General features: G+C 68.2%; 11 protein-coding genes and 1 pseudogene. 3 read left to right on the forward strand and 9 right to left on the reverse strand.

The annotated features are described in order from the left end of the window. Positions 1-48 precede the first annotated feature (48 nt). From ACWFR3_RS14475 to ACWFR3_RS14500, 6 genes are all read right to left on the reverse strand, one after another. A complete protein-coding gene (locus ACWFR3_RS14475) occupies positions 49-2,604 on the reverse strand; it encodes an NACHT domain-containing protein (protein ID WP_453734877.1) in 2,556 nt (851 codons plus the stop codon). Positions 2,605-2,764: 160 nt separating this feature from the next. After that, complete coding sequence (locus tag ACWFR3_RS14480) at positions 2,765-3,205, reverse strand: PPOX class F420-dependent oxidoreductase (RefSeq protein WP_453734878.1); 441 nt, start codon at positions 3,203-3,205, stop codon at positions 2,765-2,767. Positions 3,206-3,338: 133 nt separating this feature from the next. Then, entirely contained in the window at positions 3,339-4,118 is a 780-nt protein-coding gene (locus tag ACWFR3_RS14485; RefSeq protein ID WP_453734879.1) for a VOC family protein, read from the reverse strand. Between the two features lie 74 nt (positions 4,119-4,192). Then, entirely contained in the window at positions 4,193-4,369 is a 177-nt protein-coding gene (locus tag ACWFR3_RS14490; RefSeq protein WP_453734880.1) for a DUF397 domain-containing protein, read from the reverse strand. 8 nt (positions 4,370-4,377) lie between these two features. Next, positions 4,378-4,554, reverse strand: a complete 177-nt coding sequence (locus tag ACWFR3_RS14495; RefSeq protein ID WP_453734881.1) for a DUF397 domain-containing protein — start codon at positions 4,552-4,554, stop codon at positions 4,378-4,380. Next, entirely contained in the window at positions 4,551-5,453 is a 903-nt protein-coding gene (locus ACWFR3_RS14500; protein WP_453734882.1) for a helix-turn-helix domain-containing protein, read from the reverse strand. The genes ACWFR3_RS14495 and ACWFR3_RS14500 overlap by 4 nt, the downstream gene beginning before the upstream one ends. 388 nt (positions 5,454-5,841) lie before the next feature. On the opposite strand from ACWFR3_RS14500, the gene ACWFR3_RS14505 reads away from it, so the two are divergent. Further along, on the forward strand, positions 5,842-6,195 hold the full coding sequence (locus ACWFR3_RS14505) for an ATP-binding protein (RefSeq protein WP_453734883.1): 354 nt from the start codon (positions 5,842-5,844) through the stop codon (positions 6,193-6,195). Here ACWFR3_RS14505 and ACWFR3_RS14510 read toward each other — a convergent pair. Together ACWFR3_RS14510 and ACWFR3_RS14515 are read right to left on the reverse strand one after the other, a co-directional pair. After that, positions 6,185-9,337 carry an NACHT domain-containing protein gene (locus ACWFR3_RS14510; protein WP_453734884.1) on the reverse strand — a complete coding sequence of 1,051 codons (3,153 nt, stop codon included), beginning with the start codon at positions 9,335-9,337 and terminating at the stop codon, positions 6,185-6,187. The two genes, ACWFR3_RS14505 and ACWFR3_RS14510, sit on opposite strands and share 11 nt — an antisense overlap. Positions 9,338-9,366: 29 nt before the next feature. Further along, a pseudogene (locus ACWFR3_RS14515) lies at positions 9,367-9,987 on the reverse strand (NACHT N-terminal Helical domain 1-containing protein); the annotation flags it as partial. Positions 9,988-10,525: 538 nt separating this feature from the next. Between ACWFR3_RS14515 and ACWFR3_RS14520 the strand changes: the two are divergent. Then, positions 10,526-11,188, forward strand: coding sequence for a M23 family metallopeptidase (locus tag ACWFR3_RS14520; RefSeq protein ID WP_453734885.1), 663 nt, complete (start codon positions 10,526-10,528; stop codon positions 11,186-11,188). 16 nt (positions 11,189-11,204) lie between these two features. On the opposite strand, the gene ACWFR3_RS14525 is transcribed toward ACWFR3_RS14520, so the two are convergent. Then, positions 11,205-11,816 (reverse strand): TetR/AcrR family transcriptional regulator, encoded by a 612-nt coding sequence (locus tag ACWFR3_RS14525; RefSeq protein ID WP_453734886.1) that lies wholly within the window; start codon positions 11,814-11,816, stop codon positions 11,205-11,207. 157 nt (positions 11,817-11,973) lie between these two features. Here ACWFR3_RS14525 and ACWFR3_RS14530 point away from each other — a divergent pair, with 157 nt between their 5' ends. Then, on the forward strand, positions 11,974-13,674 hold the full coding sequence (locus ACWFR3_RS14530; RefSeq protein ID WP_453734887.1) for an MDR family MFS transporter: 1,701 nt from the start codon (positions 11,974-11,976) through the stop codon (positions 13,672-13,674). The last annotated feature ends 51 nt before the right edge of the window (positions 13,675-13,725 follow it).

The raw sequence follows: 13,725 nt of genomic DNA on the forward strand, positions 1-13,725 counted from the left end.
CGGACTGTGCGGACTGCGCGGACGGTGCCGTGGAAAGTCAAGGGTAGGTCAACTCCGCCACGGCGGTGGGGTGATGAGTTCGATGCGCTCCGGTGCCTGCTGGGCCACCGCCTCACTCACCTCAGAGGCCACATGGACCCTCTTGAGGTTCGGGAAGACCGAGAGCCAGGCCAGTCCTTCGACGGGATGGGACGCCTCCAGACCGAGCCGGGTGAGCTTCTCGCGCACGATGAGTTCGGTCAGGTCCTCGACGCGGTAGGCGCCGACGACCTGGATGTCCGCCCAGCCGCCGATGGAGCGCAGGGAGCGCAGGTCGTCGGCGTCGCGGACGGTGACCCGGGCCTGGCGCGGCAGGTGCGCGAGTATCTCGCGGGCGTAGAGCTCCCGGTCGAATCGCGGCCAGGCCGCGGCGAGGGTCCGCTGGACGTCCATGCTGGGGTGCTCGCGGAACTGGGTCAGGAAGTGCAGCGCGGTCTCGCTGCTCAACTCGCTTGCCGTCCGCACCACATGGCGCGCCGCGAAGTCGTCGAGGTCAGCGGCGGGCGGCAGCAGCGAGAGCACCAGCTCGCCCCCGGCCCGCGCCAACTCCTCCGCCTCTGCGCCGGACCCCGGCGGCACGAGCAGCCGCACCCCGACCTCCACGAAGGAACGGATCGCGGGCGCCACCTCGGCCGCGTACGGCAACCCGGCCGCGGCGAGCAGCTTGCCGCGCGGGGTGCCCTGCTCCACGAGCCGCCGCAGCATCCGCTCGGCCTCCTTGGGCCGGGCGTGGGCGATGGCGAGGAGGACGACGTCCTCCCACTGGTCCTTGTCCGCGTTGTTCAGGAGCAGGTCGAAGTCCAGTTCCTGTACGGCGAGCCGGGAGCCGAGGTAGTCCTGGAACGTGCGGTGGAGGAAGTCGACGTGCCCGTCGGCGGGTTCGCGAAGGAGGCCCGACCGCAGCAGGAGCGAGGTGTAGACCTCCTCGGCGCTGCTGTTCAGATTCAGCGAGGGGAGTGCCTGCGTAATGATGTGCAGCGCGTCGCTGCGGTCCATCTCCGAGCGCCCATTGCGGATGAGCCACCACGCGAGCCGCTGCAGCAGCTGGATCTGGGTGGCGTACGGGATGCGCACACCACCGGGATCATCCAATCCCCGTTCCCGGTCCCGCCGTTCGAGCAGCATGGACAGGGCGGCCTCGTACAGGGATTTGCGGTCCTCGGGGAGGAAGCCGTTGCGGTCCCGGTGCAGGGCGCAGAGCATGCCGCACATCAGGGGGTTGGTGGCGAGGCGGTTCAGCTCGGTCGTGGTCCGTACGGCCTGCAGCAGGGAGACGCCGGTGGTCGCGTCGGCCCCGGCCGCGCGATGCCAGCGGCTCACGAAGGTGGCGACGTCGTGCCGGGACATCGGCGAGAGCGTGAGTTCGTTGAACCCGGCGGCGGTCAGCCACTGCTCGGGAACGGCCGAGGGCCGCGAGGTGACGAGCCACAGGTTGCCGGGGAAGGTCCGCGCCAGCTCGCGCAGCCAGCGGCGGGCGGATTCCCGCCGCTCACCGGCGATCTCGTCTATCCCGTCGACGAGAAGTACGCCGCGCCGGGCGCGCAGGACGCGTTCGACCCAGCCGGCGGGCTGCTCGCCCGCGATCGGGCAGGCGACGGCCTCCAGGAAGTTCCCCGGAATGGGCAGGTCCGCCCCCGGCCGCAGGATGCGCCGCATCGGCAGGACGAACGGCACGCGCCCGATGAGGTGCGAGAGCCCGTGCTCGTACGTCCGGCTCGCCGCCGTCACTGCGAGCCACTGGACGAGGGTGGTCTTCCCGGACCCGGCGACGCCGCGCAGCAGCACCTGGTCGTGCTGGGCGAGTACCTGCTCGGCGGGGACGGGCGCCCCGCTGCCGCTGTGCCCGGCGCGCTCGCGGGTCGCCTCCAGGCTGAGGTAGGCGGTGTCGAGCGGCCACTCGCCCGTACCGGTGTCGAGTCCGTAGATCGTCAGGGTGCCGTGGCGCTCCGCGATGTGGGTGGCGTAGCGGGATTCGAAGGCGGCGTCTTCGGAACTCTGCGAGGGAAGGCGTTCGAGAAGAATATCGATGGTCCGCACGAGCCGCCCCAACTGCTGCGTTTGCAAAAGCTGTTGACGCGCGATGAAGGTGGACCGCTGGGAAAAGAAGTTGAGGATGTGGAGGGCGGCGGTGTGCAGGAGCCGGTCGTAGAAGAGCTCGGCGTCGCGGGACAGGCCGTAGCCGCTGATCTCGGTCGCCGTGCGCAGCCGGTTGGCGAATTCCTCGGGGCCCAGGGCGACGGCTTCGTAATCCTCGATCTTGATGAGCCCGAGGAGGGAGAGCGAGCGGGCCAGGGCGTTCTTGACGGCGGCGGCTTCACCGGCGGAGATGGGCTGCTCGATCGGCCCGGCCGCCTTGAGCGCCCTGCGCACCAGCTCGTCGGCGACCTTCTCGACGTCCTTCGGCGTGACACCGCGCTTCTCGCCGTTGAACGAGACGAGCGAGGCGATGCGCACGGGTTTGTCCACCAGTGCCGCGCCGGGTTGATCGGCCACGAAGAGCATCTTGATGAGCGGCACGACGACGCTGGACGCGATGCGGGCGCCTAGCGCGGTGGCTTCGACCATGGGTTGAGGGTAGGGGAAGGCTCGGGGGGCGGTGGGCGGCGGTTGCAAGAAAATCCCGCTCGGGAGCGGTACGGGGGCGTGTGGGGTGAGACTTCCTTGCAATCCGCTTGGCTTGAGGCGGGGCGGGGCGGGGCGGATGCCTTGGGGCGGGGCGGGGGTGTCAGCCGATCCGGGTGCCGTAGACGTTGTCGACCGTCAGCGTGATCAGCACCCTGCGATCGGACACCATGACGGCGCGGTACTCGTCCCAGTCGGGGTGCTCGCCGGCGGCGGCGCGGTAGTAGTCCACGAGGGCCTGGACTTCAGGACCCTGCGGGTCGGTCCCGGGCCCGATGAGGGTGACGGTGCCCTCGGCGGTGGCCCAGGCCCGACCATCGGCACTGGTCACCTCAAGGGCGGCACGGGGATCGCGACGCAGGTTCACGAACTTGGCGGTCTTCGCGGTCGTCGATACGCGGATGAGGCCCGCGGGGCGATCGTAGGAGGGCATCACGGGCGAGAGCTGGGGCAGGCCGTTGGCCTTGATGGTCGCCAGGACGCCGAGGTTGCTTTCAGCGAGGAGGGTGTGGGGGTCGAAGGGGGAGGTTTCGGGTGTCGTCATGTTGGGGGGAACTTGGCGCTTGGGGCGGCTATTCCGTGACGGCGCGGTTGGTACGTCGCTCATCGCCGGGCCCCACGATGTGTCGGCGGGGCAATTGTGCAGCAGCCTGTTGCACAACTTGCCGCGGCGCGGTTCAGAGCCTCGTGATGACGGAGAACTCGTTGCCGGCGGGGTCGGTGATCGTTGCGATGCGGCCGTACGGGATGTCCTCCGGGGTGGTGGAGGTGCCGCCGGATGAGGTGGCCTGCGCGGCTGCCGCGTCGGTGTCGGCCACCTCGAAGGTGGTGGCCCACGCGGATGGCGCGGAGGCGGGGGCGGGGGCTTTGGGGACTCCGAAGATGCCGCCGATCTCGTGGCCGTCCGGGCGCCGCAGGAAGGTGAAGTCGGCCTCCGGCATTACGTCGTTGAGATCGAGGGTGTAGTCGAACACTGCCCTGTAGAAGGCGCGGGCGTGCTCGGGGTCCGGGGTCATGAGGTCGTTGCGGACGAGTGAGCCCGGCTCGTTCACGGTGCGGCAGCCGGGGTGGGGCCGGGCCTCCCAGAGCCCGAAGCGGGCGCCCACGGAGTCCTCCGCGACGGCCGTGCGGGCGCCTTCCCCTTGGTACGTGACGTCCACCGGCGCCTCGGTCACCTTGCCGCCCGCTTCCGCGATGCGTTTGGCGGTGCTGTCACAGTCCGGGGTGGCGAAGTACATGGTCCAGCCGGAGACTGCGGGGGCCGGGGTCCGCGTGATCGACGCGACGGGGCTGCCGCGCAGGAGGCAGGTGGCGGTGCGATCTCCTTGCGTGGGCTCTTCGGCGTACTCCCAGCCGAAGAGGGCGCCGTAGAACTCCAGGGTGCGGTCGAACTCGGTAACGCGGAGGTCGATCCAGGTGGGGGTGCCGTGGGGTTGGGGGGTCTTTACGTGGCTCATCGATCGCTCCCTTGGGATCTGCGTTGATGCCGAGGAGCGTCCGACGTTAGGCGTGTAATAGGCCGGATCCTGACCTATTTGAGGGTGCGTATCAGTGCGGCGAGGGCGGCGGGTGTTGTGGTGAGGCTCTTCTCCGGGGCGTCGCTTTCGCGGAGGTGGATGGTCTGGACGCCGTGGCTTGCAGCGACGTAGACGCAGTTGGCGCCTGCGCCGTCGCTGAAGGACGACTTCTGCCAGAGGAGTTCGGTCATCGCTGGTCCTATTTGAGGGTGCGTATCAGGGCTGCGAGGGCGGCGGGTGTTGTGGTGAGGGTTGTCTCTGGGGCGTCGCTTTCGCGGAGGTGGATGGTCCGGGTGTCGGAGTTTGCAGCGACGTAGACGCAGTTGGCGCCTGCGCCCTCGCTGAACGTTGACTTCTGCCAGGTGTGGTCGGTCATCGGGGTCCTCCACTGTGGGTGTACAGGATGTGCTGGACGAGGCCCCAAGAGCCGGGCCCTTCACGAGTGTCCGGTGTGTCCTCGCGGGCGAGCGCTGGAAGCGCACTTTGGGCGAGACCGGCGATGGTCGCTTGATACCGGGACACGGCAGCGGCGTCGTGCAGGGTCATACCTGCGGCAGGATGCTCGACGAAAGCGGTCTCTAGCCCGGGTACGCCCGGCGCGGTGAGCAGGAACGGGGCGCTTCGCCACGCCTGCGTCCCTTGGTGGAACGGGAGCACTTGGATCGTCACGCTCGGATTGGCAGCGACGTCAATCAGATGTGCCAGTTGCCTCCGCATGATGAGCGGGTCGCCGACGACCATGCGCAGGGCGGCTTCGTGGATGACGGCATGCAGTTGTGGAGGGCGCTCTCCGGAGAGGACGCTCTGGCGTGCGAGGCGGAACTCCACGAGGTTGTCGATCTCGGCGGGTGTGGCCTCGGGCCGAGCGTCACGGAAGAGGGTGCGCATATAGGGCTCCGTCTGGAGCAACCCGGGGATGAGCAGCGTCTCGTAGCTTGCGATGTCAGTCGCTCGGTCTTCCAGTTCAGCCAGGTCGAGAACTTGTTGGGGCAGCGCCTTGCGGTACTCGGACCACCACCCCTTGCCGTTGCTCTCCGACATGCGGACCAGTTCATCGATGTACGACCCACTAGTGCACCCGTACTCGCCGATAAGAGTGCGGAGCCGTTCCGTGGAGATGCCGGTCCTTGCTGCCTCGATGTGGGTCAGCTGCGGACGTCCCATGTCGATGAGCGCAGCCGCCTCGATGAGGTTGAGCCCAGCGCTCTCGCGCAGCTTCCGTAGCTCGATGCCGAGCCTTCGCTGGCGCTCGGTGGTGCGCAGCCGCAGTGCCAAGGTTGGACCTCCCCGGGGTTCGGGCTCAGTTTGCCGTGTCCGTCGCGATGGATCCACCGATTGAGGCAACTAGGTTGCACTAGTGGGCCGTTATTGCTTACGTTACGTAGGGCGACGCTCACACGCTGATGGTGGAAGCTTCGCTGGCGACGCAGTACCCCCACGCCTGACCGCAGAAGCGCACTGCCCGATCCAAGTCACCGTGCCGGACGGCGGCTTGTTCGCGAGGGGCAGTAGGCCACTGCGGCCGGGCGAACAGTAGATCCGGCAGTCACCGTCACAGCGAACGAACCCCGACGCGCGCCTTGGAGGCGTCTCAATGGGCGTAACCGTGCATGACTCCGTTGACGGAGACGGGCCTGAGCCCGAACTCCCGCAGACTTACACCTTGTTCTCCCCGGCCAACGCCATCTCCCCGAAGATCTGCCGCGACTTCGTACGCAACGCGCTGACCACCCTGGGGCTCGACCACCTCGCCGAAACCGCCGCGCTCTGCACCTCGGAGCTGGTGACCAACGTCCACCGGCACACGAAGGGTGACGTGCATCTGAGAGCCGCGGTCGGCGTGACCCACGTACGCATCGCCGTGTACGACGGAAACCCTCAGCTGCCGTCGCCCCGGCGGGCCCCCGTCGAGGACGAAGGCGGGCGGGGGCTGTTTCTCGTGACCGCGTTGTCGGATGTCTGCGGGGTGACGCCGACCGGGAGCGGTAAAGGCGTGTGGTTTCAGCTCAATCGGTGATCATGGGGTCGCGTATCTCGATGCGAGAGGGGAGCGCGCCGATGTCGGAGACCTGTCCGGTGGCGATCGTCAGGTGCCTCAGGGCGGAGAGGTCCGCCAGCGGGGCCAGGCTGACCTTCGCCCCGCCGATTAGCCCGTATACGGAGAGATGTGTGAGGTCCGGGAAGAGCCTGGTGACGTGAGATACCGTCTCCACCCAGTCGATACCTTCGTGCAGCAGGGACAGTTCCGTCACGCCGGCCAGAGTCAGCCCGGCCGGCACGTGGTCGAGATAGCGGGATGTCAGGTCGAGACGAACGAGGCGCGGGAGGTGCGCAAGGGCCTCCCATACGGCGCGTGAGTACGGGCCGTCGTTCTCGCCGAAGATGACCCACTCCAACCCCTGCCACCTGTCCAAGTCGTGCATGTCGTCCGCGGCACGTGCGGAGTCGAGCACTCCCAGCGTGCGCAGCGGGGCGTTGTCGGGGAGCAGCTCGAGGCTCCAGGACTCGCCGATGGAGGCGAGGTGCAGCTGGTCCAGGTCACGCAGCCCGTGGAGCGCATCGGACGAGAGGCGGCCGGGGGGCACCTTCAGGCTGAGGAACGTGGGTGTGCAGGCCGCGATCAGGCGTGATGCGGCGGCGGGCGAGACTGTCTCGCGGATGTCCAGGAGCTTCGGCCGGATCCCAAGTCGCTCCAGCTCCAGGACCTGGTCGGCGCTGCGCAGGGTGAAGTGCGTTTCGCCGTCGTCCAGTTGCGCGATGACCGCATCCGCGTAATTGCGGCAGTCGTAGCGGCTCCACCCCCACATGAGCTGGCTGTGCACGGCGAGCGAGGGGTGGGCCGCGAAGCGTGAGAGGAAAGGGATCGACGCGTCCGAAGGGATGCTCGTCGCGGTGATCGCGACGCGACTGGCTTCCTGCTCGTCCAGTCCGTCTGGACCGGGCAGCAGGTCCAGGACCATGGGGCCGACCGCCGCAAGCTCGCGAGCCTCCTGTGCGCTGCGCGGCGGAATGAGCGCCGCCATCCGCTGCTCCACCGCCTCCCGCACCTCGGGAGCCAAATCTGCCGCATGTTCCAGGCAGGCCGCTGCCAGGAGATGAACCCGATTGCGTGCTGGTACGTCCGGATGCGCGTCGCCGGCGTCGATCAAGTCCGCGAAGATTGCCGCCCGTTCGCGCGGGCGGGCTTGTGCCACGGCCATCCGGATGACGTCCTCCCACTGGTCGTCCGTCGCGTGGCTGGCCAGCAGTCCGAAGTCCCCCTCGTCCACCGCTGCCCGGGCCCCCAGGAAATCCTGGAACGTGCGGTGGATGAACTCGACGGTGCCGGGTCCGGGCTCGCGGAGGAGGCCGCTGCGGTCTAGGAAATGCGCATACACCGCCTGCGCATCGCCCAGCACCCCCAGGGCGGGGACGGCCGGGAGAGCGTCAGCGATGATCGACTCCGCTCGAGAGCTGTCCATCTCCGTGCGGCCGTTGCGGATCAGCCAGTGGGCGAGGCGTTGGAGCAGCTGGAGCTGCGGTTCCTCCCGTATCTCCGCTACGGCTATGGCGCGTTCGCGGTCGCGGCGGGTCAGGAGCATCTCCAGAGCCGCTGTGTAGAGCTCCTTGCGGCCCAGTGGGAGGAAGCCCCGGCGGTCCCGGTGCAGGGCACAAATGAGTCCGCACATCAGCGGGTTGGTGGCCAGGCGCCCCAGGTCGGGCTTGGCCCCGACCGCTTCCAGGAGCTGGGCCTCGTACAAGGCGAGTGCCGTGTCCTCGTCATCTGTGCCGGTGCGGGCGGCTTTGTGCCAGCGCTTGATGAAGTCCGATACCTCCGCCTTGCTCATCGAGGAGAGAGTCAGCTCCGTGAAGCCCTCGTCGGCCAGCCACTCCTCACGGATCGCCGAAGGACGGGACGTCACCAGCCAACGGTTGCCGGGGTAGGCCTCGATCAGGTCCCTGAGCCAGATGCGCGTGCGGGCGCGTTCCGTGTACGGAATCTCGTCGATGCCGTCGACGAGCACCAGGGCACGGCCTGCCCTGAGCACACGGGCTTCCCAGCCGTCGGGCTGCTCACCGGCGAGGGGGGAGCCGACGGCGGTCAGGAATCCCTTGGGCGCCGGGAGGCGCCCACCGTTGCGGGTGAGGGTCCGTAGGGGGAGGACGTAGGGGATGCGGTCGTAGAGATACGCCGTGGAGTCGTTGCCCAGGTCCTGGCGCGCCGCGCTCACGGCGAGCCACTGGACGAGCGTGGTCTTCCCGGAGCCCGCCTCGCCGCGCAGGAGGACCCGGTCGTCGGTGGCCAAGGCCTGATCGGCTGGCATGGGGCCGGGAGGCGTGTTTCCGGCCCGCGGAGGAGGGGGTTGCTGCGCAGCGGTAAGGACGCTGAAGCCGGACGACCTGGCAGCAGCCGCGTCGGCGGACACCTCTGCCGCCAGGTCGGTGAGCGACTGGTAGAAGCTGTCGGAGTCGGGGAGGCCGGTTGCCTCCAGGCTCATGTATGCCGCGTCCAGTGGCCACCGCCCAGGCGAGTCGGAAAGATCGATCCCGAAGATCGTCAGCTTCCCGTGCTTCTTCGCGACGTACGCGAGATACCGCTGCTCAAAAGCCACGTCCTCTGCACCGGGGCGGGGATTGCGAGCAATCAACTCATCTATTTTGGCGATCAGTTCCGCCTGTCTGCGGCTTTGCTCCACCAGCTCCCCGGCCACGAAGGTCGATCGTTGAGTGAAGAAGTGCAGGATGTGCAGGCAGGCCGTGTCGAGCAGTTGGTCGTAGAAGTACGCCGCGTCCGCCGACAGGTCACGGTCCGGGTTGCCGCTCGCTCGGCGCAGGCGCAGTGCGAGGGCGTTGTGGCCGAGTCCGACCGCTTGGACGTCCGTGAGGGTGAGGTCACCCAGCGCGTGCAGTGTGCGGCCCAGGGCGTCGGCTACGGACCTTTCCTCGACGGCGGGGACAGGGCGCTCGCCGGAGGCCCGTACGGCTTGGCGGACCAGCTCCGCCGCCAGTTTCGCCAGGTCCTTGTCGTTCAACTCTCTTTTCTCGCCCCGGAACGAGACGAGACCGGACAGCCGGACGGGCTTCTCCACCAGACCCGCGCCGGGTCCCTCGGTGACGAACAGCCGCTTGACCAAAGGAGTGACTACGCTCGACGCGAGTCGAATGGCCAGAGGATCCATGGGAGTGAGCGTAATGGCTCACGAGGACTGCCCGGCAGCGGATTTCGCGCGATCAGCTCGTCCACCTTCGCGATCAGCTCCGCCTGCCCGCGGCTCTGCTCGACCAGCGTCGCGGCCACGAACGTCGAGCGCTGCGTGAAGAACTGCAGGATGTGCAGGCACGTCGTGTCGAGGAGGCGGTCGTAGAAGTACGTCGCGTCCGCCGAGAGGTGCCGGGTCGGGGGTTCGGCCGCGTTCCGGAGCCGGGTAGGGGCGTCGGCCGCGTTCCGGGGCCGGGTAGGGGCGTCGGCCGCGTTCCGGAGCCGGGAGGCCAGAGCGGTGTGGCCCAGTTCGACCGCCTCCACGTCGCTCAGGGGCAGGTCGCCGAGGGCGTGCAGGGTGCGGGCCAGCGCGTCCGTCACCGCCTGGCGCTCCTCGGCTGCGATCGGCCGCTCGCCCGTGCGTAACGCCTGGTGGACCAGGTCCCCGGCCAGTTTGGTCAGGTCCTTCTGCGTCAGGGTTCGCTTCTCGCCCCGGAACGAGACGAGGCCCGATACCCGTACCGGCCTGTCCACCAGGCCCGCGCCCGGTCCCTCCCGTACGAACAGCTTCTTGATCAGAGGGGCTGCGACGCCCGAGGCGAGCCGGACGCCTATGACCGCGGGATCCATGCGCCGCAGCGTAGTGCCGGTCACATTCCGGAGGTTGTGGATCTCGGGGGCCGGTGACATGACGCACAGGCGTTATGTCCGGTACTAGGAGGAATAGTGGGACCGGCGGGAGGGGGGTTCGGGACCTTCGGTCCGCAACCTCCGGGTCCTTCGGCTCGTCGGGGGGCCGGAGGTGGGGCTCAGGCCGTGGCTGGCCGGGAGGGCTGCCCCGAAGTGGGGTTAAACCAGGTTTCGGGGGTCGAATCAGGCAAGTAGTTGAAGGGGGAATTGTCGGGATTTGGGGGTGTCAAGGAGGAGAAAGTCGGGTGGTTTACTACGGCTTTCGGTAGTAGATGGGGTGTTTGAGCGGTTGGCGGGGTGCGGGTTACCAAGGGATGGCCAACCCGGCGGAAGCGCAGAGCTGCGCAGGCCGGGTCGCCCCCGGCGGAAGCGCAGAGCTGCGTGTGCCGGGTCGCCCTATGTCCCGGCTCGTGCCGGGTGCCCTATGCCCCGGCATGCACCGCATGCCACACGCTCCCCCATCCCGGAGGCAATCCGTATGTCGAAGCGCGCCACGTCCACCCAGTCCGGTCTGTCCCTGCTCCGTACGCGGAGCGCCGTCGTCACCGTCGCCACCGTCGGGCTCGGTGCCTCGGCCGTTCTCGGGTCCGGCGTCGCGTCCGCCGCGGACAACTCCAGGAGCGGCGCGCTGCCCGGCGTCTCCGCGAACTCGATCTCGGCTCAGGCCGACGCGCAGGCCAAGGCCGCGACCAAGGCCAAGCAGGCCGCCGCCAAGAAGGCCGTCGCCTGGCAGGACCCGGTCGACAAGTACACCCTCTCCGCGTCCTTCGGGCTCGGCGGCAACATGTGGTCCAGCAAGCACTCCGGCCAGGACTTCGCCGTCTCGATCGGCACCTCCGTCGAGGCCGTGCACAACGGCACCGTCGTCAAGGCCGGCGGCAACGGCGCCGGTGACGGCCCCGCCTACGGCAACGCCATTGTGATCAAGCACGACAACGGCACGTTCTCGCAGTACGCGCACCTGTCGAAGATCGACGTGCGCGTCGGCCAGACCGTCGGCACGGGCCAGCACATCGCCGCCTCCGGCAACACCGGAAACTCCAGCGGCCCGCACCTGCACTTCGAGATCCGCACGACCCCGAACTACGGCTCGGCGGTCGACCCGGTCGCGTTCCTGCGCTCGAACGGCGTCAACGTCTGACCCCGTAGCAACTCGCTCAGGCGCCCTCGTGCGCCTGCGTCACCAGATCGATGGCGACCTCGAGGATGGCCTTGCGCTTCTCCTCGGGGTCGCCTTCGACGTCCTTGAGCACGAACATCCCGCCGTGCATCGTGAACAGCGCGCTGAAGCAGCGCACCTGGGTCGTCATCGGTGAGCCGGGCTCCCTGAAGATGTCGAGCAGGCTGATCATGCGGTCCTTGAAGGTCTCGCCCGTCTTCAGGTCCCGCATCGTCGCCTGGTTCTCCTGCATGAAGCGGAAGAGCGGGGCCGCGTCCTTGAGGATCTCGCTGTAGCGGGTCAGGATCGTCCGCTTGATCTCCAGCGTGCGCGGCTGCTCCTTGCCCCACTCCACCAGCTCGTCGATGGGCCTGGTCAGGTCCTCGAAGATGCTGGTGAGGATGTCTTCCTTGGTCTTGAAGTGGTAGTAGAGGGCCGCCTTCGTGACGTCCAGACGTTCGGCGATCTCGCGCAATGACGTCTTCTCGTAGCCCTGCTCGGCGAAGAGTTCGAGGGCCACGTCCTGGATGCGCTGGCGGGTGTCCCCGCGGCGCTGCTGCTTGCCGCTGCCCGTGTTCGTACCCGTGCCCGCGCCTGTGCCCGTGACCATCTCGGTGCTCCTCGACTCCCTCGACTCGAATCCTTGGACCCGATTTTACTTACTTGACGCCCGGCTAGTTGGGGGTCTAGTTTCCCTCAGTGTAGTCAGCTTGCCGGTCGGCAAGTAAGTGGCAGAGGGCAGTCGGGTGAACCGGGGAGTAGGGGACATGGCGGAGATCAAGAAACAGACGGAGGAGCGGGTGAAGCCGCAGGGTGCGGCGGAGCCCCGGGACTCGGCGGAGCCGCGGGATTCGGTGAAGCCGCAGGAGCAGGCCAAGGACGCGCCTCAGCCGCGCAGCGTGCGCGTCGTGATGATGGCGCTGATGGTCACCATCCTGCTCGCCATGCTCGACAACATGATCGTCAGCCCCGCGATGCCGACGATCGTCGGTGATCTCGGCGGCATGGAGCACCTGTCGTGGGTCGTCACCGCCTACATGCTGGCGACCGCGGCCTCGACCCCCATCTGGGGCAAGCTCGGCGACATGTACGGGCGCAAGGGCGTCTTCCTCACCTCCATAGTGATCTTCCTGCTCGGTTCCGTGCTCAGCGGCATGGCGCAGGACATGGGCCAGCTGATCGGCTTCCGTGCCGTACAGGGACTCGGCGCCGGCGGTCTGATGGTCGGCGTCATGGCGATCATCGGTGAGCTCGTCACGCCGCGGGAACGCGGCAAGTACATGGGCATGATGACCGGCGTCATGGCGGTCGCCATGATCGGCGGACCGCTCGTCGGCGGCACCATCACCGACCACCTCGGCTGGCGCTGGGCCTTCTACATCAACCTGCCGCTCGGCGCCGTCGCGCTCGCCATGGTCACCGCGGTCCTTCACCTGCCGAAGAAGAAGGCGAAGGGGCGCATCGACTACCTCGGTGCGGCGCTCCTGACCATCGGCATCAGCTCGCTCGTGCTCGTCACCACCTGGGGCGGTACGGAGTACGACTGGACCTCGACCGTGATCATGGAGCTCATCGCGATCGGCGTCGTCGCCCTCATCGGCTTCGTCATCGTGCAGAAGAAGGCCGCGGAACCGATTCTGCCGCTGCACATCTTCCGCAGCCTCAACTTCACGCTGATGTCGGTGATCGGCTTCCTCACCGGCTTCGTGATGTTCGGCGCGATGCTGTTCCTGCCGCTCTACCAGCAGGCGGTGCAGGGCGCTTCGGCCACCAACTCGGGTCTGCTGCTCCTGCCGATGCTGCTCTCGATGATGGTCGTCTCGTTCTTCTCGGGCCGGTTCACCACCTCGACCGGCAAGTACAAGATCTTCCCGATCGCCGGCACCGTACTGATGGTCCTCGGCCTGTTCCTGCTCTCGCAGATGAACACCGACACCACGCGGTTCACCTCGGGCCTCTACATGGCGGTGCTCGGCGCGGGCATGGGCTGCCTGATGCAGATCACCATGCTGGTGGCGCAGAACAGCGTCGAGATGAAGGACATGGGCGTCGCGTCGTCCTCGGCCACGCTCTTCCGTACGCTCGGCTCCTCGTTCGGCGTCGCGATCATGGGAGCGCTCTTCAACAGCCGGGTCGAGAGCACGATGTCCGAGCGGGCGGGGCAGCTCGGCGGCAAGGTCACCGAGCAGTCGGCGCAGCTGGACGCGGACAGCCTGGCGAAGCTGGCGGCGCCCGTACGGGACGCGTATCAGCACGCGGTGTCCGCCGGTACGCACTCCGCGTTCCTGCTGGGCGCGGTCATCGGGGTCGCCGCGTTGATCGCTGCGCTGTTCGTCAAGGAGGTTCCCCTGCGGGGGGCCGGGCCGAAGGACGCCGAGCCCTCTGCCCCCGAAGGGGACAAGTCTGCCGGGGATGCGGCTGGGGACGCCGCGCCCGGTCCGCGGGACGCGGTTGCAGAGGCCGTCTGACCCGCGGTCCTACTCCCTCGGCGCAACGGGCCCCCGGCACCTTCTGGTGCC

It is taken from the genome of Streptomyces sp. NPDC055189, from assembly GCF_053606765.1.

What these genes read in the sequence shown, in the direction of transcription:
- ACWFR3_RS14475 (WP_453734877.1), bottom strand. Translation starts at nt 2,604, where the DNA reads ATGGTCGAAGCCACCGCGCTAGGCGCCCGCATCGCGTCCAGCGTCGTC.
- ACWFR3_RS14480 (WP_453734878.1), bottom strand. Translation starts at nt 3,205, where the DNA reads ATGACGACACCCGAAACCTCCCCCTTCGACCCCCACACCCTCCTCGCT.
- ACWFR3_RS14485 (WP_453734879.1), bottom strand. Translation starts at nt 4,118, where the DNA reads ATGAGCCACGTAAAGACCCCCCAACCCCACGGCACCCCCACCTGGATC.
- ACWFR3_RS14490 (WP_453734880.1), bottom strand. Translation starts at nt 4,369, where the DNA reads ATGACCGAACTCCTCTGGCAGAAGTCGTCCTTCAGCGACGGCGCAGGC.
- ACWFR3_RS14495 (WP_453734881.1), bottom strand. Translation starts at nt 4,554, where the DNA reads ATGACCGACCACACCTGGCAGAAGTCAACGTTCAGCGAGGGCGCAGGC.
- ACWFR3_RS14510 (WP_453734884.1), bottom strand. Translation starts at nt 9,337, where the DNA reads ATGGATCCTCTGGCCATTCGACTCGCGTCGAGCGTAGTCACTCCTTTG.
- ACWFR3_RS14520 (WP_453734885.1), top strand. Translation starts at nt 10,526, where the DNA reads ATGTCGAAGCGCGCCACGTCCACCCAGTCCGGTCTGTCCCTGCTCCGT.
- ACWFR3_RS14525 (WP_453734886.1), bottom strand. Translation starts at nt 11,816, where the DNA reads ATGGTCACGGGCACAGGCGCGGGCACGGGTACGAACACGGGCAGCGGC.
- ACWFR3_RS14530 (WP_453734887.1), top strand. Translation starts at nt 11,974, where the DNA reads ATGGCGGAGATCAAGAAACAGACGGAGGAGCGGGTGAAGCCGCAGGGT.